Genomic DNA, 19,827 nt, shown 5'->3' on the forward strand with positions numbered 1-19,827 from the left:
CGCTTTGGTCGTCATGCGTGTGCACGTCGATGAATCCCGGGGCGACGATTCTCCCGGCTGCATCGATCGAGGTCGCCCCGCGCACCTCGAGATCCGCGCCGATTTCGCTGATGCGCCCGTTTTCCACCCGGACGTCGGCGCGAAATCGCGACGTCCCAGTGCCGTCGATCACGTGTCCGCCCTGCAGCAGCAAATGCGCAGGCTCTTGCGCGTGCCGGGTGTCGGTCATGGCCGTGACTCCGCGAAGACCAACACCGAATGATCCGATATGTAATTAAATTTCACTATCAAAGCTAAACCTTTGCCTGGAGTTCGTCAAAATGGAAAAGCGTCGCTTGCGACACTCTTCCGTCTTATTCGCAGTACAGGTTACAGATGCGCTACAAAACAAGGGGCCAAGTGATTAAACCTCGCTCTTATTCTTATTGAAGTGCCTTTTTTAATGTAGGGATGCACGACGGTGTAATTGCGTGGACCGCTTCGTCATGTAACAAAATTTCATGATCAAGCGTAAAACGTCGATAGTTCGATGTCAAAAGAAAAATAAAATTTTGAGGGATGAGCGTGGGAGACGAGAGTGGGGGCCGGCGAGGACGGCGAGGACGGCGGGGATGGAGGGGCATGGCGGGTCACGCGCCTTGCCTTTGCTCACGTGTTTTGTTTCTTACAGAGGGTCGGGTTCCGCTTCGGACCATGCTCGCTGCAGGGCCGGATGGACCTCGGTGTCGACGCCGCGCTCTCTGAGCACCGACCGGACTCGCTTGAGGCGCTCGAGTGCGGAGGGCCCAAGCCGCAGGCCTACGCCGACCATCAGGACCTCGAGGAGGACCTGACCCGCGATGTAGGCCTCCGTGCCCACGCGCGCGGCGGCGTCCTCCGGCACGACCATCCCGATTGGAATGGAACATTGCCTGGCGAGCGGCGTATCAGGCTGTGTGATGCCGATCACCGTCGCGCCCTGTTCACGCGCGAGTGCTACCGCCTCCAGCAAGGTGGGCATGCGACCGACATGCGAGATGGCGAGCACGACGTCGCGGGGAGAGAGCGAGGCGGCCGATATGACCTGCATGTGCGGATCGAAATAGGCATTGGACATGAGGCCAAGCCGGGCGAAGCGCGACTGGGCGTCGCTCGCGAGGAAGGTTGACACGTTGCCCACGCTATAGCACTCGATCCGCTCGGCCACGGCCAGTTTCTCGATAGCCAGGCTGATCGTATCGGGGTCAAGTTGGCTTTCAAGGCTGGTCAGCACAGCAGCGGCGGCGTACAAGATCTTGTGGATCAGACTGGGCACGCCATCCTGAGCGTTCACTGCCCGATGAAGGTACGGTGTGCCCACTGCCAGGCTTTGTGCAAGCTGCAGCTTGAAGTCGCTCAAGCCCTCGAATCCGACGGCACGGCAGAATCGAATGACGGTGGGCGCGCTGACTCCCGCGCGGTGCGCGATCTCCGCGACACTGGCTCGCACCGACCACTCCGGCTCTGCGAGTATCGCCTTCCCGACCAGGAGCTGCGCGTCCGGCAAGGACTCGGAAATTGCCCGGATTCTCGCGAGGGTGTCCGTGGTGGAGTGCGGTACGACTTGCAGGATATCCATGCTTCCCTTGGCTGATTTTGAGCGTTTCGGCCACCGTAACACGGTCGAAGGCGGTGCAGACGCGGCGCTGCGGTGTGGGTCCATGAAGGTCCGCGAGCGGCGCCGTCCCTATTTTTGGATGATAGACCAGTTCATTTTCAACGAGCCCCAGAATGACTCGGAGCGTTATCAATGCAAGGCATTCCGTGCGCTCAACAGCGACCGCTCGGCGTCTACCAGTCACAGTCCTGCTTCATAGCCCTGCTTCACAGCCCCGCTTATGCCGACCTTTGATCGATAGTTATCCAGCTACCTGTTGAGTCTCAGTCCCGCCCCTGTGCACGATCCTGATCATCGTCGTTCGCATGCAGGTACCCCCGGGTGGTCGCGATCGATTCATCGCGGAGGTTGTCCGGCACCGAGGTTGTTCCGCACGTATCACAGGCCGCTTGCCCGTCACATCGTGTGTGAGCCCCTGTGCGCCGCAGCCAATGCCCGGACACCTCGCGGATCCGGTTCTCATCCGGATCCGCCGTCTGATCGCAGCACCGCTGACCCACATCTCTTGATATATCATATCGAGGGGAGAAAGCGTCAGTCGCCTGCAATTGCGTGGTCCGGCCGGCGAAACAGACGCTTCTGGCGGACGCTATTTTCGGTCCAGTTTGCACGTTTCGGAGCGCCGTCGCCGCGCAAGCCGCCGCGGCGTCCGACGGCCTGGTTCCCGCTTTGCGCCATCACACATAGACCGGAACTCGACAATATGCGGCAAGACAAACTCGAGCATCAGAATCTCAACGATCGTACTTACGCCATCTTGAAGGGCGGTTTGATATCCGGGACGTTTCACCCGGGGCAGGTCTTTATCATACGATCGCTTGCCGAACGCTACGGCATCTCGACCACGCCGGTGCGCGAGGCGCTCCAACGGCTGGTCGCCGAACGTCTGCTCGTGATGCTGCCGAATCGCACGATCGTCGTGCCGTCGCTGTCACCCGAGAATTTCGCGGAGATCTACAGGATCCGTTGCGAGCTGGAAGGGCTCGCCGGAGAACTGGCGACGCCCAACTTCCGGCCCACCGATATCGTTCGCCTGAAGAAGACCCTGGTCGCCATGGACAAGACGATCGAGGAAGGCGAAAAAACCGCGTACCGCGAACTCAACGAGAAATTTCACTTCGAGATTTATAAGAAGGCGAATCAGCCACGGCTGCTCGAGCTCATTCAAAACCTGTGGGGTCAGGTCGGTCCGGTGTTTTATGGCTTGCTCGATGCTCCGGACTACGGCGGCGAGCATGCGAACCAGCACCACCGGCAAATTGTTGGGGCGCTCGAAAGCGGCGACGCTCACGGCGTCAGGCAGAAGCTCGCCGAAGACCTCGTGGCCGCGGGAAACGCGTTGCGGCCGCGCCTGAAGATCCTGGTGGTCAATGGTGCGGAAGCCGGCTTGCCACTCAGCGACGGATCCGAAGGCGAAGCTGAAGCCGGGCATGCCGTGTCCGGTCTGGCGCCCGATGCGCGCAGCGGCAGCCCTCGTTCGAAAAGCGGCAAGGCTGCACAGAAATCGGCGGCGAAGTGAGGTGATCGGGATGACAGCGCAAGCCGCATCCCGGGAGGTCTCACTTCACGCTGTTTCCTCCTGCAGCGTGTCCTCCAGGGCATTCAGGAACTGGTCGGCGTTGTCTTTCGAAAACGGCAGTGGCGGCCGGATCTTGAGAACATGGCCCTCCGGGCCGGACGCGCCGATCAGGATCCGGCGCTTGCGCAAGCCGTTGACCAGGCGGATCGCCAATGCAGGATCGGGCTCCAGTCGCTCCCGGTCCTTCACCAGGTCGGCGCCCATGAACAAGCCGACACCGCGTACTTCCCCAATCGCCGAAAACCGTTCTGCCAGCGATTCCAGTCCCTGTTTCATGTATCGGCCTGTCGCTTCCGCGTTGGCCATCAGGTTCTCCTTCTCCATCACTTCGAGCACAGCGAGTCCGGCCGCGCACGACACCGGATTGCCGCCGAAGGTATTGAAATAGCGCGCGCGCAAAGCGAAGTCTGCGAGCACTTCCGGCTTCGCGACGAGCCCGGCAATCGGTATGCCGTTGCCCATCGGCTTGCCGAGGATCACGAGATCAGGCAGGACACCGTGCCGCTGGAATCCCCACATGTTCTCGCCGGTACGCCCGAACCCCGGCTGCACCTCATCGGCGATGAACACGCCGCCCGCACGATGTATCGCATCCACGGCCGGCGCCAGAAAGCCCGCGGGGTGGGAATAGACACCGTCGCTGGAAAATATCGTGTCGACGAGGAGGGCGGCCACGCGGATGCCATGGCGGGCGAGGTCCTGGATCGCTGCCTCGACGTGGGCGGCAAAGGTCTCTCCGACATCGCTACCGGCCGAGCCGGTCGAGCGCAAGGGATCGGGCGCAGGGACGGTGCGCACATGAACGCCGAGCGGCACGTGGCTTCCCAGCGACGGTGACACCTCGGACACCGCGCTGGTGATGCCGTGATAGGCAGTCTCGGTGACGATGATGCCGGTGCCTCCCGTGAAATTACGCGCGACTCGAAGCGCGAGATCGGACGTTTCGCTGCCGGTGCAGGTGAACATGACGTTGGACAGCTCGGCCGGAAATGTCGCGACCAGTTTCTCCGCGTACGTCAGGATCAATTCGTGCAGATAGCGGGTGTGCGTATTGAGCGTCGCCGCCTGTTTCGCGATGGCCGACACCACGTGCGGATGACAGTGCCCCACGGAGGGCACATTGTTATAGACGTCGAGATAACGGTTGCCCTGCGCGTCGAACATCCATACGCCCTCGGCCCTCACGAGATGCAGCGGTTCCTCATAAAACAGCTTGTACGAAGGACCGAGAACGCGTTGCCTGCGCGCGAGCAGCGCACGCAGCGGCGCATCGAGCTGGTCGGCCGTGGCCGGGTTGAACGCATTGACCATCAGCGTTTTTGACATCGGGATCACTCCATGTTGCACGCGATGCGCAAGCGCGCTTGCGCCGTCTCGCGTGGAAGGGTTCGAAGGTAGGTGAGCCCGTTCCAGGCCCCGGCGTTATTCTTCAGGATATAAGCACTGTTTTCCGGATAGCGCTGGGCGCGCCAACCAGTGATCGTGACGGTGAGGACGAAGCGGGCGGCGATGAGATCGAAGAGCAAGTCGACTTCCTCGCGCTCAAGCGGCGACACCGCATGATAAGAGGCCACGAACTCCGCTACCGCATCCCACGGATCGCCCGCGCCGTTCATGTGATAGGACGCGCCCACCGCAACGTCGTTGACAAGCGGTGTGTGCACCATGTCGCCAAAATCGAGAATCCCCGCAATGCAATCGTGGCGTTCGGGATCCACCAGGACGTTGTGCGGATTCAGGTCGTTATGTACGACCTGGGCACGGAGCCGGGGCAGTAGCGGTTGGGCATGTAACTCGAAGTTGTCGAGGAAATGCTGAGCTGTGCGGCGCCGCTCGGCATCGGCAATATGCGCGAGCAACGCCCGCAAGCGGCTTGCGTTCTTGATGTCCCACGCCAGATCGTGGCCCGCGGCGCCGTGGAAAAAGCCGCGCAGCGCGAGTCCCAGCCGCGCGAGCAGGGCGGCGAGCTGGCGGCGTTGGGTGGCTGTGCGCTCGACCGTATAGAGCGGTACGCCGGGCAGATATGAAAGCAGTCTCACCCCTCTCGTACGATTTTCGGCGAACGGCAAAAGTAGGTGCGACTGCCCGTCGAGGGCAGCGAGAACCCGCGGCACGGGCAGACCCGGATCGACGGCTGCCACGTGCATCAGCGCGCGGACCTGGAAGTCGTTGATCGAAGGATGCTCGGCGGGATTGCTGATCTTGAGCGCGTACTCGCGCCCGTCCCCGGCCGAAATCCTGAAGTTCTGGTCTCGCTCGCTGGTCAGGCGCGATGCTTGACCAGCAATACCGTAGTGGCTGGCCACCAGCCTCTGCGCATCGGCAATATCCACTTCCTCCGCGGCGACGCTCAAGATGCCGTTCACCGTCTCCTCGACGTTACCGTCAACTTTGACGTCAAAGCCACTCATGCTTTTCCCCCGTGAAGGCGCTCTGGCCAGTCAAGAATGTTGAGATATGATATATCATGTGCCAAGCGTATCACGTAGACTTTGTTTCGGCCAAGCGCAAACAAAATGCGAGCTGTTGGAGTTCGTTTGTACCTTGGTGCCAAGTACGCACATAAATAGCTTAGTTACCGCGAGATCCTTTCTGGTATTACGATTCAGAGATTCATCAAGTTGCCTGAAAGAGTCGCGAAGACCGGCAATCTTTATTTTTTTCCACGCTTTTCATGATATATCATATCTCATAGATTGAGCCCAGAAAGGGGTCAGTAAGCGGGAGTGGACGAGCAAATTCGCCTGCAAATATCATCCTCGAAGTGCCGCTTGCGCGGCTGTCGAGTTGCTGAAAGGGAAGTCAATGAAGAAGCTGACGATCAATTGCGACATGGGTGAAGCATTCGGGATTTATCACCTGGGCGACGACGAGGACGTGATGCCGTTCGTCACGCACGCGAACGTGGCCTGCGGCTTCCACGCGTCCGACCCGAGCGTGATGTGGCGGACGGTGCGCGCGGCGAAGCGCCATGGCATCAAGGTGGGGTCCCATCCGGGACTGCCGGACCGGGAGGGCTTCGGGCGGCGCGAAATAAAACTGTCGCGCGAGGAAATCGCGGCGCTCGTGCTGTACCAGACCGGCGCACTGCGCGCGTTTCTCGACGCCGAGGGCATGTCGCTGTCGCACATCAAGCCACACGGCGCATTGATGGGCATGGCAATGAAATACGCGCCGGTTGCCGAGGGCGTGGCGGACGCTGCCCTCGCGCTCGGCTTGCCGGTGATCGCCTGCTCGGATAGCGAAATGACCCGCGTCTTCGATCGGCGCGGCGTCGAGTATTCATGCGAGTTCTATTCGGACCTCGACTATGACGACGATGGCCGCCAGATCATCGCGATGAAGCATGCGCTCGTCACACCCGATGACGCCGTCGTTCGCGTGATGCGGGCACTGACGATGCACACAGCGAAGTCGGTCAACGGGCACGAGGTTGCGGTCGCCGCGGATTCCATCTGCATACATAGCGACACGCCCGGGGCCATCCCGCTCGCGAAGGCGGTGTATGAAGCCGTCGTTGACCGGCTCTGAAGCGCCGCCCATGGACACCTTGAGCACCTCTCGCATCATCACTGGAGCTGCCGCGCGCGAAGTCGTCGCCAGGTCGCTGGCGCAAAGTGCGCGGGCAATCGGCGCGTCGCTTGGACCGCTCGGGCGAGGGCTGATGTATGACGGCGGTTCCGGCGGGCCGCGCCATGCCAATGGAGGCCTGGCCATTGCCCGTCAGGTCACCCAGGAGAGCGGTGCATGGTCCGTGGCACCACGCCTTCTCAGGGATGCGCTCTGGGACGTCCAGCGCGACCTGGGCGACGGCACGGCGCGCACGGCCTGCATTGCCGTGGCAGCTCATGCCGTGGCGGCGGCGCGCGTGGCGCAAGGTGTGCCGCCGGTTTTGCTGGGTGATGCGATTCGCCGGATCGCCGGGACGCTGCCAGCCATGCTGGACGCGCAGCGTTGTCCCGCGCCCGACGCACTCGCCATAGCCCGTGCCGCATGCGGTGACGAGGAAGTCGCGCGGGCCGTGGCGCATATTTCTGCTTCGTTATCCGAAGCAGGCGCTGTCGACGTGTCTGAAGGCTGGCGGCCAGGAGTTCGATTCGAGCAGTTCGACGGCTATTGTCTCGATGTAAAACCCGACGCCATCGGCGCAGGGAGCGCGGAACAGGGCATGCGACTCGAGATGGACACCGTGCATGTGCTGGTGGTCAACGAAGTACTGAGCGATTTCGGGCCGCTTGTGCGCGTCCTCGAACAGTTCGTGTCGCGTTCGAAGTCGCTGGTCGTGGTGGCGCGAGGCATTGAAGGTGCCGCGCGCGCTACGTTGGTCGCGAATCGTGCGGGCCTGCGCATGCATGTGCTGGGACTGGTTCCGGCGGACGCAGGGCTGCACGCAATGAGCGTGCTCGAAGACCTGTGCGCCGTCACGGGAGCGACTCTTGTCAGCGAAGAGACCGGCGTCTCCATTGCCGGCGTGCGGCCGGCAATGCTCGGACGCGTGGCGCGTCTGGTCGTCGACGGCGCGCGCGCGTTGTTCATCGATCCGGCCGGCACGGAGCAAGACATTACTGCCCGGCGCGCGCTGATTCTTGCCGAAGCTGATGCGCAACGTCATGTGTCGCTGGATCGCGAACGGCTGCTGCGTCGCGCCGCGCGCCTGGGACTCGGCTGGGGTGAGCTGCGTGTAGGCGGGCACACCGCGTGGGAGACCGGCCAGCGTATGGACGGGGCTCGAGCCGCGCTCGCTGCGGTGCGTGCGGCGAGGCAGCAGGGCGTGGTCGCCGGCGGTGGCCAGGCGCTCAATGCGCTCGCCGATGCCTTGCCGCACGCATTGCGCGATGAATTTCCTGACATGGCTTTGCCCGTACGCCGTGCGGCCCTCGATGCGGTCACGTCGGGCTGCCGCGTGGTCGCCGCCCAGATTGCGCGCAATGCCGGTGTCGAGGTGGCATCGCTAAGCATTCCAGACGATGTTGTCGATCCCTTGTCGACTACGCTCGCCATCGTTCGGCGGGCATTTTCTGTCGCCGCGACCCTGTTGACCATTGAGGTCCTGATATGTTGAAAATGCGAAGCGATTCCGCCAGCGCTTCTCCGTTTGTATCGATGTCGGCCACGTCCGTGCATGCATCCGGTGAACGTGTGCGACCGTCGGAAGCACGTATGTCGAGCGCCGACGCTATTCTCCGGGCGGTGGACGTGGTGCATCGCTATGGTCAGGTGACGGCGCTCGATCACGTTTCGCTCGAAGTGAAGCGCGGTGAATTCCTGACGATCCTGGGCGAGAGCGGTTCCGGCAAGACCACCATGCTGCGTGTGATTTCCGGACTCGAACGAGTGACCTCCGCGGCGCAACTGACGCTGGACGGCGTCGACGTGATGAATGTGCCTGCCGCCAAACGCAACTGCACGACCGTGTTCCAGAGTTATGCGTTGTTTCCGCACATGTCGGTGGAGGATAACGTCGGCTACGGCTTGCGCTTGCGTGGCGTGGGCCGCGACGAATGCCGCAAGCAGGCCAGCCAGGCGCTCGAGATGGTGCGGCTCGGCGGCAAAGGGACGCGCAGGATCGGCCAGTTGTCGGGCGGTGAACGGCAACGGGTGGCGCTGGCTCGCGCCATTGTCACGCGTCCGGCGATCCTGCTGCTGGATGAGCCGCTCGGCGCGCTCGACGAACGCCTGCGCTTTGACATGCAAGCCGAGCTGGTCGAGATCCACCAGGCGCTCGGAATGACCTTCGTCTACATCACGCACAGCCAGGAAGAAGCGCTGACGATGAGCGACCGCATTGTGCTGATGCGGCGCGGGCGGATCGAACAGAGCGGTACACCCGAGGATCTCTTCGATCGCCCGACGAGCCGGTTCGCCGCCGAATTCATGGGCTTCGACAACGTGCTGCCCTGTACCGTGACAAGCGACCCGGACGCTGCACAGATCACCGTCGATCTCGACGGCGTGACGATGCGCGGTCACTGTCCGCCCGGCACACGTCTCAAGCGTGGCGACGCGGCCTTGCTGGCGGTAAGGGCCGAGCGGCTCACGCCGGTCACGAGTGCGCTCATGAGTGCGACGGCCGCCGCGGAGCTCAATGTGCTCGCCTGCACGCCGGACGCGCATGTGTATCGGGGGAAATACACCGACCGGACCGCTCGAACGCCAGCCGCCGCAGTGCTGAAGATTCGCAGTTGGGACCACGGCACGGCGCCCGGCGCGTTCGATGCAGTCGCTTGCCGCATGCAGGATTGCGTTGTTCTTCCACAGTAATTTCCCAGACACGAACCAAGGCGGGCAATCATGAAAGACCGGCATTCGATCACATCGCAGTTGGACCTGTCCCGTCGGGACATGTTGAAGACCATCGCAGCCACCGGCGCACTGGCGCTTGGTGGGACCTTCGGGCTGAACCGCCTGGCTAACGCGGCGGCATCCTCCACGGTGCGCGCTTATGGCGTGACGACCGCACAGTTGAAGGACTGGTCGATCCTGCAGAAGTCGACGGGCCTGAAGATGGAGTACGTCGGCTCCGGCAACGACGTCGGCGTCTTCATGCGCGACGTGATGGCCTCACAGATGGGCAACAAGGTGGACCTGTTCATCTTCGAGGGCGGCACCCAAAACATCCTCGGGCCACAGGGCGCGTACCTGGTGATCGATGAAAAAAATCCGGAGCTCAAGCTGTGGCAACGCACGCCGGATACCTGGAAGCGCTCGCAAACCGTGCTCGGCTCCGATGGCAAGCAATACGGCGTGCCCGTGATCGGCAACGCCGACAGCTTCGGCTATTTCCCTGACAAGCTCGGTGTCAACCCTGACGGAAGTGCGGACGTGTCGTGGAAAATGATGTTCGACGACGACCGCACGCGCGGCCGCGTGGGTTATGACAAGACCTGGAACTACTCGATCGGGGTAGCGGCGCTCTACCTCAATTCCACGGGCAAGGCGAAGATCGTCAATCCCGCCGACCCTTCGCCGGCGGAAGCGAAGACGGTGGTGGACTTCCTCGTGGCGCGCAAGAAGGCGGGGCAGTTCCGTACGCTGGTGGCCTCGTTTGAAGAGCAGATCCAGTTGCTGAGCAACCATGAAGTCGACATCCTGAACTGTTGGGAGCCGGCCGTGCGTGAAGCCAACCAGAAGCTGGGCGATGGCAAGACGCGCTATGCCTATACGAACGAGGGCTACTACAAGTGGGGCCACGGCGCGTACATCGCGTCGCAGGCCAAGGATCGCGGCAATATGAACAACATCTACAAGATGCTGAACTATTTTCTCGATGGCGAATATCGCGCGTTACAGGCGCGTGATCGTGGCTATGCGGGTCCGAACATGGACCTGGCTGTGAAATACGCCGGCGCGAACGGCTGGAAGCAGGAGGACATTGACAATCTCAAGGCGACTCAGGAGAAAGTCGACCGGAAGTTCACGAAGCCGTTCGTGAGTACCACGACGCCTTCGCACTCGGACGCGATCGAGGAAGAGTGGCAGCGTTTCCTCAACGCATAGACTCCTGATCCCCGACTGGAACGTGGAACGCACCATGAGCGATGTAACCCTGAAACCTGCGCGGCGCCCGGCCATGCGCACGCCCCTCGACCGGTCACCGTGGCTATTGCCCACGTTCCTGGGCGTGTGGCTATTCGTCGTCATTGCGCCGCTCGTGGTGCTGTTCGCCTACAGCTTCTTTGAAAGCCGCAACTTCGCGATGATCTACCGGCCGTCGCTCGCCACGTGGGAAAGCCTCTTCACCTCGGGGCGCTTCGAGGTGACCGTGCGAACCCTGCGCATCGCACTGACGGTAACGGTGATCGAGCTTGTACTGGCGTTTCCGTCGGCGCTATGGCTGGCCAAGGGTGGGTGCAGCAAAACGACCAGGGCGCTCGTACTGGCTTTGCTGACCATCCCGTTTTTTCTCGACCTTTCGTCACGGATCATCGTGTGGCGAGGCATCCTCGACGAGAACGGACTGATCAATCACGTCCTGATGACCTTGCACCTCATCGGCTCGCCGATCCAGGGAATGCTTTATAGCGAGCCCGCTGTTCATTTCGGCATGATCGTCTCGGATTTTCCGATGATGATCCTGCCCATCTACATGGCGATCAACGTTATCGACGATACGTTGATCGCCGCTGCAGCCGACCTCGGCGCGACGCCTGCCCGCATCCTGTTCGACGTCATCCTGCCGCTGTCGTTGCCGGGCGTGCTTGCGGGCGTCGTGTTCACGCTGGGCCCGGCGCTCGCATCATGGATCGAACCGAACATGCTGGGCGGCGGCTTCGTCAACATGCTGAGCAATTCGGTCGACAGTGCCTACAGCGCACTGCGATATCCCGTGGTCGCCGCTTTGTCCAGCTTCGTGATCCTGATGGTCGGGCTGATCCTTGCCCTGCTCATGTTCCTCACGCGCCGGTTCGCCGACTTGTCCACCTCTTTCCGGAATCTTCAAAGTTGAACGATTCGGTCATCGACATGCCGGCCCGGCAGCCGGACTCATTCGTACAGGGCGGCGAGTGGAGTTACTGGAAAGGCTGGGCCCGGCTCGCCAGGTGGACCCTGTTCGGCGTGCTCGGCCTGATCTATTTTCCATTGCTGTGGCTTGCCCTGATGTCGGTCAGCGCCCGGCCGCTGTCGGGACTGCCGTTTCCGTTTTCGGGCGCGAATTACGTCTCGCTGTTCCAGAATGGCAGCTGGCTTGCGCCTTTTGGCATCAGCGTGCTGATCGCTGTTGGCGTCGGCTTCGTCACCGCCGTCACCGCGACCCTGGTCGGCCGCGCATTGCCGCATTCGAAACGGGCCGGGACGCTCGTGCTGCTTGCCATCCTGCCCCTGTTCATCCCGGGCATGTCGATGGGCGCAGCCCAATTCATTTTCTTGCGCCCAATGCTTGGGCTGACCCTTGGCTTCTGGTCGATCTTTCTCGGGCATGTAGTCTGGGCGTTCCCCTTTTCGCTGCTGATCGTACTGGTCCTCACCACGCGCTTCGACAGCCGCCTGGTCGAAGCGGCCGCCGATCTCGGCGCCTCGGGATGGCGCACCTTCTGGGACATCGAGATGCCGATTCTCCGGCCAGGGATAGTCGGTGCCGGAACCTTTGGATTCCTGATTTCATTCAACGAAGTGCAGCGCTCAATCTTCCTGCGCGGCACTGCGACGACCATGCCTATCTGGAACTGGACGATGGCGTCGTCGCAGCAGTCGCAGGTACCCGTAATCTTTAGTCTCGAGACTATCGTGCTGGCGGTGGTGCTGCCCCTTCTCGCGGCGTTGTTCTGGGTACTTTTTGTCCGGATGGACAAGAACTGACGGGCCATCGAACTTACTATCCGGAATTTTTCCTATGCACCACTGCGAACCGCATTTCAAGCCGGGCGGCGATTGTTTCATCGAGGTCGAGCTGGGCGACGAGATGAGTTTCAACCTGAACGTGCGTGTGCACGCGCTGGCGTCGGCGATCCGCGCGGCGAAGATAGAAGGGATTGTCGAACTGGTTCCGGAGCTTGCGTCGTTGCTGGTTTCGTATGATCCCGACCGTATTTCGTTCGCCGATACCGTCAGCGAAATCAAGAAGTTGTTCGAGCTGACGGCCGGCAACGCAAACGGAAGCAGCGATGGCAACGGCCAGGGCGCTCAGGAAATGCCGAGCCGGCTGTTCCACGTGCCGGCGCTGTACTTCGACCCGTGGACGAGCGAATGCGTAGACGATTATCGGAAGACCTATCCGGACAAGCTGCCTGATCCCGAACTGCTGTGCGAAGCCAACGGCCTGCCGGACCGCGCGGCGCTGCAGCGCGTGCATTCGAGCACCGAGTACTGGGTGGCGGCGCTAGGGTTCTGGCCGGGCCTTTGCTCACTGATGCCGCTCGATCCCCGTGCGCAATTGAATGCGCCGAAGTACAACCCGCCGCGAGGCTGGACGCCCAAAGGGACCATCGGCCTGGGCGGAGGCATCAGTTGCATTTATCCGGACCGGACCCCCGGCGGCTATCAAATTTTCGCGCGTACGCCCATGCCCACCTGGGATCGCGACCAGCGTCTCGCGGCGTTCAAGGACAGCCCGGCACTGGTTCGCCCCGGCGACCGCGTGCGTTTCGTGCCGATCGAGCGGGACGAGTACGACCATATTGAAGCGCAAGTTGCCGAGGGGACCTACCGGCATCCGATGGTCGACTATCAGACGTTTTCGATCCCGAGATATCACGCCTGGCTGCAGGACATTGGAGAGGAATGAGCCGATGCTGGAGATTTTGAAACCCGGGCTGGAGACGACGGTGCAGGAGTTGCCGGGGCGCATCGGGCATTGGGAACAGGGATTCCCGCCGTCCGGGCCCGCCGACCCGTGGTCGTTCCGGCTGGCAAACCTGCTGGTGGGCAATGATCGCGATACGGCGGCCCTCGAGTGGCAGTTCGTGGGGCCGACGCTGCGCTTTCATCGCGCTTGCACGATCGCGTTGACCGGAGCGGACATGGCGGCGAAGCTCGACGACGCGCCAGTGCCGCTGTGGCAGACGCTGCAGGTTCGGGCAGGTCAGGTGCTGGCTTGCGGCGCGGCGCGAACCGGGGCACGGGGCTACATTGCGATCGCGGGCGGGGTGCACACGCCCGCCGTGCTCGGTTCGCGCGCAACCTTCCATATGGCGGGAATCGGCGGCTTGAGCGGCGGGGCGTTGAAAAATGGCGAGCATGTGCCGCTGGGCGAAGCGGCTGGGTCGCCCGGGTTATTGCAGGTTGCGCTCGCTGCTCGTCCGCCGGTCGACCCCAAGGACCGGACCCGCCGGGAAGAACAGGCAGTCGCGGCCATGCTGGGACCGAACGATTCGTGGCTGGACAGCGAAGCGATCGAAATGTTCTTCAACAGTGAATGGACCGTCCAGGCGCGCAGCAACCGAACCGGCTTACGCCTGACCGGGCCCGAATTCACGTTCTCCGAGCGGGCGTATTCGAAGCGGCCAGAGCATGGCCGCGACCCGTCCAATATCCTCGATCACGGCTATCCGCTCGGTGGCATCAGCATCGCGGGGCAGACGGCGATCGTCCTGATCCACGATGCCCCAAGCGCAGGCGGTTTCATCATCCCGTTCACTGTCCCGCGTTGCGATCTTTGGCGGCTCGGGCAAGCACGTCCGAACGAAAAGCTGCGATTCCGGCAGGTGACGATGGACGAAGCAAGCGCGGCGAGGCGTCGCCTGGATGAAGTGTGCAGCCACCAATCTCTGGTCGATCTGGCCAGATAGAACGCTTGAAACCCAGGGAGAAATATTCATGTCAGACGCAGAAGTCAGGAGCGAATTGCCTGGCACTTTCTATAGGAGTCCTGCGCCCGGCGCACCGCCGTTCGTGCAGGAGGGACAAGCCGTGAACGCGGACACGGTGATCGGGGTGGTCGAACTGATGAAGCAGTTCAATGATGTGAGCGCCGGCGTGGCTGGCGTGCTGCGCGCCTTTTCCGTGAATGATGGCGATGCTGTCGACGCGGACGCGACGCTTGCCTTTATCGCAACCGGCGGGAGCTGACTTGGAACGCTCGATCAGGAAGGTGTTTGTTGCGAATCGTGGGGAAATTGCGGTACGCGTCATTCGTGCGGCTCGTGAACTCGGAATGGAAACGGTGCTGGGTTGCAGCGAAGCGGATAGAGATAGTCTCGCGGCGCGCATGGCCTCGGCGGTCGAGGTCCTGGGACCGGCTCCCGCTGCAAAAAGCTATCTCGATGTGCGGGCGGTCGTCGATGCCGCCAGACGTTCCGGCGCCGACGCCGTGCACCCGGGATATGGGTTCTTGTCGGAGAACAGCGCGTTTGCGCAGGCCGTACAAGATGCGGGCCTGATCTTCGTCGGGCCGTCGCCGCGGGCGATCTCGCTGATGGGCGACAAAGCCGCTGCACGAGCGTGTGCAAAAAAGGCCGGCGTGCCGACGGTGCCGGGAAGCGACGGGGTGATCGAGGGCGTTGAGTTAGCGCTTCAGGAAGCGCAGCGGGTGGGGTATCCCATCATGCTCAAGGCGGCTGCGGGCGGAGGCGGGCGAGGCATTCGCGTGGCCGCTGATGCGCAGGAGCTGGCCGCGCAGTTTGTCGTCGCGACGCGCGAGGCAGAAAGCGCGTTCGGCTATGGCGGTCTTTACCTCGAGCGGTTCGTCGGCCGGGCTCGGCATGTGGAGGTGCAGATCATTGGCGATGGCCGGCAGGCGATCCATCTGTACGAGCGCGAGTGTTCGCTGCAACGCCGACGCCAGAAGCTTGTGGAAGAAGCGCCGTCGCCCTCTCTCAACGAAGCGGTGCGCGAGCGCATGTGCGCGTCCGCGGTGGCGCTGGCGGAATCGGTGAACTACGCCGGTGTTGGAACGGTCGAGTATCTGTACGATCCGGCGACGGCCGAGTTTTTCTTCATCGAGATGAATACGCGCGTCCAGGTCGAGCATCCGGTCACCGAAATGGTCACCGGCGTGGACATTGTTCGCGAGTCGCTGCGACTTGCTTGTGGCGGATCGCTTGGCTATCGGCAAGCGGATATTGTGTTGCGCGGCGCGTCGATCGAATGTCGTATCAATGCGGAAGATCCAGCCAGGAATTTCATGCCGGCGCCGGGCGTCGTGACGGATCTGACGCTGCCGGCAGGACCTGGCGTGCGGGTCGACACTCACCTCTACGAAGGTTATCGCGTGCCGCCTTTCTATGATTCGCTGCTCGCAAAAGTCATTGTCTGGGACGCGAGCCGTATTGAGGCAATTGCTCGCATGAAGCGCGCCCTGGGCGAGTTGAGCTTTGAGGGCGTCAAGTCGACGAAGGCGCTTCATCTGGCCTTGCTCGATGATCCGGGCGTGGTGGCGGGCGCCTACGATACCGGCTACCTGGAGGCTAACCTTTCCCAACTTGTTGCGACAATGCCTTGAACGAACTGCGTAGCCGGGTGGCCGCAGTTCGACACTAGCGCCCCCCGGCTTCGCGCGGCATTGCTCGCGTTCATGCTCAGGCGAGGAGTGCCATGCTCTCCCGATGCGCGGCAACCGCCGCACACAGTCCGAGCGTGGCCGCGAGGGCGCCGATCAGGAACACGACGGCATAGCCGTAGTGATCGGCCAGCAGGCCAGCGACCGGACCGGTCGCGCCATAAGCCAGATCCTGGAATGCTGCGAAGCCGCCGAGCGCAGTGCCCCGCAGTTGAGGCGGTACACGTTTGACCACTTCGGAACCCATCGCAGGAAATACCATCGAACAGCCGAGCCCGGTCAGCAACGCACCGGCAAGCGCCAGTAAAGGACCGGGCGCGATCCATAACAGGTATTGCCCACAGACTTCGACCATCAGCGAGACGATGGCCACCGGCGTGCCCCCGATGCGGTCCGGCAAGTGACCACACGTGAACCGCACAATCACAAAGCCGGCGCCGAAACAAGTCAGGCCGAGTCCCGCGTAGGGCCAGCCGCGGCTCGAGAAGTACAGCGAGATGAAGGCGCCCAGTCCTGCGAAGCCTACGCCTTGTAGCGCCACCGCCATCCCGGGCCGCCAGATACGGCCGATAATGCGCCAGAACGATTCGCGCTTGCCGGCCGGCGTGCGTACTTCAGGTAAGCCGCGGACGGTCCACAAACCGAGCATCGGAACAACGATGCAAGCGACCATCAGTCCGCCGAATCCCGCGTAATGAAGCAGCAAGAGACCCAGTGGCCCACCAACAGCAAACGCGCCGTACATCCCTGCGCCGATCTGTGCCATGACCTTGCCCGAGCGATTCGCGCCCATGAGGGCGACGCCCCAACTGATCGTTCCGACGACCACCTGGCTCTCGCCCAGGCCGAGCAGCAAGCGCCCTGCGAGCAGGGTCGTGTAGCCGGCGAACGGCGGCAGCACGGTCCACGCGGAAATGAGGCAGATCACGCTGGCAAGCGAGTAAAGCTTGAGTCCGCGGAGCATGCAGATCTTGCTGCTCGCGTGGTCGGAGAGAGTGCCCGCATAGTTGCGCGTCAGGATCGTCGACAGGAACGCGATCCCCACGGCCAGTCCGCCGAACGCGTTGCCGAAGTGGAATTGACGGGTGACGAAAACGGACGTGGCCGGCAGCGACATCGCAACGGCCAGATACGAAAGGAACAGTGCGAACGTCAGGCGGACCAGGCGACGCGGAGCGATATCGATATTCGATGCTTCAGGCATGACGAGCAATTCCATAAGTGAGCCAGTGAGCCCGCGTTCAGATAATAAGGATGCAGACGCAATCGAACCTTGGCGACGTCAAACGGTGGCGGGGCGCGTGGGTTGACGTTTGACGCTTACAGTTGCAATGCGGTGAGCCGGCGGACTGCCTCGGTCCCTCGGAGATACGGTGGCGCCCGATGTTCCCCAGGTTTGAGGCGAGCGACAGGAACCTCTCCGCGACGGCTATCAATGACCATTGCGGCCACGTGAGGCCGGAGATGGGGGCATGCTGCGCAGATAGCGGGTATTCACGGCGTTGGGCATATCGCCCGGCTGGGTATTACGAGCCCGGGTTATCGGCGTCATGGCGATGCGATGAGGGGAGCTCATGGCAGGCAACCGGCACAGGGCAAGGAGCGACGTAGAGCAATGCACTGCGAATCTCTGAGGCGGTTAATGACGCCATTGAGCCCATTGAGGCCCATCGAGCCCGCTACAAACGTTGCCTGATCGCAAGCTTCAATTTCATGCCCTTCGGCTAAGGGCTGAAAGGCTGGGCATATTTTGCCACTCTCGCCGCGGTTTGATTATGGGCGCAGGCGTTGAAACACTCTCAAACAAAACGGAAATATCGTGGACAACCGGGGCAGCCTTTCGGGAACGTAATGGCGCCATCGCAAGACAATTTACTTCATGAAAGCAAGATCGAGCGGAAGCTTGTCAGTCCGATCGCCAAGATCACCACACCCGGCTATGTTGCGATCATCCATCGGGCGCGGGATACCTGCAGGCACTAAAACCTCACGGCTGCACGGCGAACATGTCCATCAGGACATCGCGCAGCCACTGAATGCCGGCATCGCTTGAGAAGCGCACATGCGTGTGAATTTTCACTTCGATGGCCGGCAAATCGAACGGTAATGCGAGCAACCGGAATGCGCGACCGCGATTGAAGCGCTCGGCAATGCTGCGTGGAAAGATCACCGCGAGATCTGTAGTCCGGACTATCTCCGGCGCCACGATGAAATGCGGCAGCCGCAGCACGATATCGCGCTCCATGCCGAGCTCCGCGAGCCATTGTTCGATCATCCGGTGTCCGGTCGCGTTCGTGCTTGCATAGACGTATCGCAAACCGGCCAGATCCTGCTTCGACGCTGTCTTCCCCTTCAGCGGATGTCCCGCACGAACCAGGCATACGTGTTCATCCGAAAACAGCGTGTCGCCTATACAGCCTTCTTCCAGCCCCGGCACGTAGCCGAGCGCGAGGTCGATCTCGCCGGCACGCATGGCGGCTCCCGCGGACTCGGAGGCAAGCTGCACGATCTCGAAGCGAACCTTCGGCGCCGTGTTTTCCAATGCAGCAAGCAACGGCGGCAGGAAGTAGAACTCCGACATATCCGACATCGATATCTTGAACACGCGCGACGCAGTGGCGGGGTCGAAGTGACCATGCGCCTGCATGGCCAGGCTGATGATGCCGAACGCTTCATCGAGCGGACCGTGAAGGCGGATCGCCGCCTCGGTCGGCACCATGGTTTGCGGTGTGCGAACGAAGAGGGGATCGTCGAACAAGGTGCGCAGGCGTCGCAGCGAATGACTCACGGCAGGTTGCGTCAGGCCGAGCCGTTCGCCCGCCGCGGTGAGGCTGCGGAGGTCCCAGATCGCGAGGAATACACGTAACAGGTTGAGGTCGGTGAGACCGCTATTCGTCTGGTTCATGGCATCCATTATTGGTGCGAATTTGACGCATGGGTGGGTCAATTCTATCTTGAGGACAAGCCGTTCCATCGATACAAAACCACGCCGGAGCCCCGATGAATCTCGCAGACGATCCCAAGCTGGCAACCCTCACGCGCACATCGAACGCAATTGCCAATCCGCTTATGCTGGACGATGTTATTGCGGAAATCGCCGCGCGTCGCGACGAATTCGATCAGCTCTCGCACGTTCCCCGCGACATGATCGCGACCATGAAGCGTGCCCGGATTTTCCGTGCTAGCACGCCTAAATGTTTCGGTGGCGATGCGCTCGCGCCCGCCGATTTCCTGCGCGTACTGGAGCGCATTGCGGTGGCGGACGGGTCCACGGCATGGGTGGCCGCGTTTGGCTCGGCCAATGTCTATCTTGCGGCGTTGCCCGTTGAGACCCAGCGTGAAATCTATGCAAACGGCCCGGACCAGGTATTCGCCGGCGGTCTTTACCCGATACAACCCGCCGCCGCAGCAGCGGGCGGCTGGACCGTGAGCGGCCAATGGCACTTCGCGAGCGGCTGCAAGGGCGCGGACTGGATCGGCGTGGGCATTGGCGGGGCGCCCGCTGGCAGCGACAGTCCGAACGCCGGCAAGCCGCTGACGGCGGTGTTTCGCGCAGAAGAAGTCGAGATCGTCGATAACTGGGACGTGGTCGGCATGCAGGGCACGGGCAGCCATGACCTGCGCCTGAAAGACAAATTCGTCGCCGACTCGTGGACGTTCATGCGCGGCAGCAGCGCG

Annotated in this window: 17 protein-coding genes and 1 pseudogene; 12 read left to right on the forward strand and 6 right to left on the reverse strand. The window is 62.1% G+C overall.

The genetic code is table 11. From position 1 onward, the window contains the following. Together JWR14_RS02245 and JWR14_RS02250 are read right to left on the reverse strand one after the other, a co-directional pair. Positions 1-229, reverse strand: a pseudogene (locus JWR14_RS02245) (D-aminoacylase); the annotation flags it as partial. A 435-nt stretch (positions 230-664) separates the two neighbouring features. Next, positions 665-1,597, reverse strand: coding sequence for an SIS domain-containing protein (locus tag JWR14_RS02250; RefSeq protein WP_299700593.1), 933 nt, complete (start codon positions 1,595-1,597; stop codon positions 665-667). 742 nt (positions 1,598-2,339) lie between these two features. Between JWR14_RS02250 and JWR14_RS02255 the strand changes: the two genes are divergently transcribed. Next, complete coding sequence (locus JWR14_RS02255; protein WP_299700596.1) at positions 2,340-3,155, forward strand: GntR family transcriptional regulator; 816 nt, start codon at positions 2,340-2,342, stop codon at positions 3,153-3,155. A gap of 45 nt (positions 3,156-3,200) precedes the next feature. On the opposite strand, the gene JWR14_RS02260 is transcribed toward JWR14_RS02255, so the two are convergent. After that, positions 3,201-4,541: an aspartate aminotransferase family protein gene (locus JWR14_RS02260; RefSeq protein ID WP_299700599.1), complete on the reverse strand. Its 1,341-nt coding sequence runs from the start codon at positions 4,539-4,541 to the stop codon at positions 3,201-3,203. A gap of 5 nt (positions 4,542-4,546) precedes the next feature. Further along, complete coding sequence (locus JWR14_RS02265; protein WP_299700602.1) at positions 4,547-5,626, reverse strand: phosphotransferase; 1,080 nt, start codon at positions 5,624-5,626, stop codon at positions 4,547-4,549. Between the two features lie 394 nt (positions 5,627-6,020). Between JWR14_RS02265 and pxpA the strand changes: the two genes are divergently transcribed. From pxpA to JWR14_RS02315, 10 genes are read left to right on the forward strand one after another with little or no spacing between them, the layout of a single operon-like run. Continuing rightward, positions 6,021-6,746, forward strand: a complete 726-nt coding sequence (gene pxpA / locus JWR14_RS02270; protein ID WP_299700605.1) for a 5-oxoprolinase subunit PxpA — start codon at positions 6,021-6,023, stop codon at positions 6,744-6,746. A 10-nt stretch (positions 6,747-6,756) separates the two neighbouring features. Continuing rightward, positions 6,757-8,277 carry a TCP-1/cpn60 chaperonin family protein gene (locus tag JWR14_RS02275; protein WP_299700608.1) on the forward strand — a complete coding sequence of 507 codons (1,521 nt, stop codon included), beginning with the start codon at positions 6,757-6,759 and terminating at the stop codon, positions 8,275-8,277. A gap of 2 nt (positions 8,278-8,279) precedes the next feature. After that, complete coding sequence (locus tag JWR14_RS02280) at positions 8,280-9,476, forward strand: ABC transporter ATP-binding protein (protein WP_299700611.1); 1,197 nt, start codon at positions 8,280-8,282, stop codon at positions 9,474-9,476. A gap of 30 nt (positions 9,477-9,506) precedes the next feature. Further along, positions 9,507-10,712, forward strand: a complete 1,206-nt coding sequence (locus tag JWR14_RS02285) for a substrate-binding domain-containing protein (protein ID WP_299700614.1) — start codon at positions 9,507-9,509, stop codon at positions 10,710-10,712. A gap of 34 nt (positions 10,713-10,746) precedes the next feature. After that, a complete protein-coding gene (locus tag JWR14_RS02290; protein ID WP_299700617.1) occupies positions 10,747-11,661 on the forward strand; it encodes an ABC transporter permease in 915 nt (304 codons plus the stop codon). Next, positions 11,658-12,512 carry a hypothetical protein gene (locus JWR14_RS02295; protein ID WP_299700619.1) on the forward strand — a complete coding sequence of 285 codons (855 nt, stop codon included), beginning with the start codon at positions 11,658-11,660 and terminating at the stop codon, positions 12,510-12,512. Before JWR14_RS02290 ends, JWR14_RS02295 begins: the two co-directional genes overlap by 4 nt. A gap of 34 nt (positions 12,513-12,546) precedes the next feature. Beyond that, the gene (locus JWR14_RS02300) at positions 12,547-13,437 is read left to right on the forward strand and encodes a carboxyltransferase domain-containing protein (protein WP_299700622.1); all 891 of its coding nucleotides are present in this window, start codon (positions 12,547-12,549) and stop codon (positions 13,435-13,437) included. A gap of 4 nt (positions 13,438-13,441) precedes the next feature. Next, positions 13,442-14,440: a biotin-dependent carboxyltransferase family protein gene (locus JWR14_RS02305; protein ID WP_299700625.1), complete on the forward strand. Its 999-nt coding sequence runs from the start codon at positions 13,442-13,444 to the stop codon at positions 14,438-14,440. 28 nt (positions 14,441-14,468) lie between these two features. Beyond that, a complete protein-coding gene (locus JWR14_RS02310; protein WP_299700628.1) occupies positions 14,469-14,720 on the forward strand; it encodes an acetyl-CoA carboxylase in 252 nt (83 codons plus the stop codon). Between the two features lies 1 nt (position 14,721). Beyond that, the gene (locus tag JWR14_RS02315) at positions 14,722-16,092 is read left to right on the forward strand and encodes an acetyl-CoA carboxylase biotin carboxylase subunit (RefSeq protein ID WP_299700631.1); all 1,371 of its coding nucleotides are present in this window, start codon (positions 14,722-14,724) and stop codon (positions 16,090-16,092) included. Positions 16,093-16,168: 76 nt separating this feature from the next. Here JWR14_RS02315 and JWR14_RS02320 read toward each other — a convergent pair whose 3' ends face one another. Both JWR14_RS02320 and JWR14_RS02325 read right to left on the reverse strand, forming a co-directional pair. Next, complete coding sequence (locus JWR14_RS02320) at positions 16,169-17,353, reverse strand: arabinose transporter (RefSeq protein WP_299700634.1); 1,185 nt, start codon at positions 17,351-17,353, stop codon at positions 16,169-16,171. A 783-nt stretch (positions 17,354-18,136) separates the two neighbouring features. Further along, positions 18,137-19,054 carry a LysR family transcriptional regulator gene (locus JWR14_RS02325; protein ID WP_299700637.1) on the reverse strand — a complete coding sequence of 306 codons (918 nt, stop codon included), beginning with the start codon at positions 19,052-19,054 and terminating at the stop codon, positions 18,137-18,139. Between the two features lie 95 nt (positions 19,055-19,149). Between JWR14_RS02325 and JWR14_RS02330 the strand changes: the two genes are divergently transcribed. After that, positions 19,150-19,827 (forward strand): acyl-CoA dehydrogenase family protein (locus JWR14_RS02330; protein ID WP_366144497.1); only part of this gene is annotated, 678 nt, incomplete at its 3' end.

The organism is Caballeronia sp. (genome assembly GCF_028292365.1).
In the GTDB taxonomy this organism is placed as follows: Bacteria; Pseudomonadota; Gammaproteobacteria; order Burkholderiales; family Burkholderiaceae; genus Caballeronia.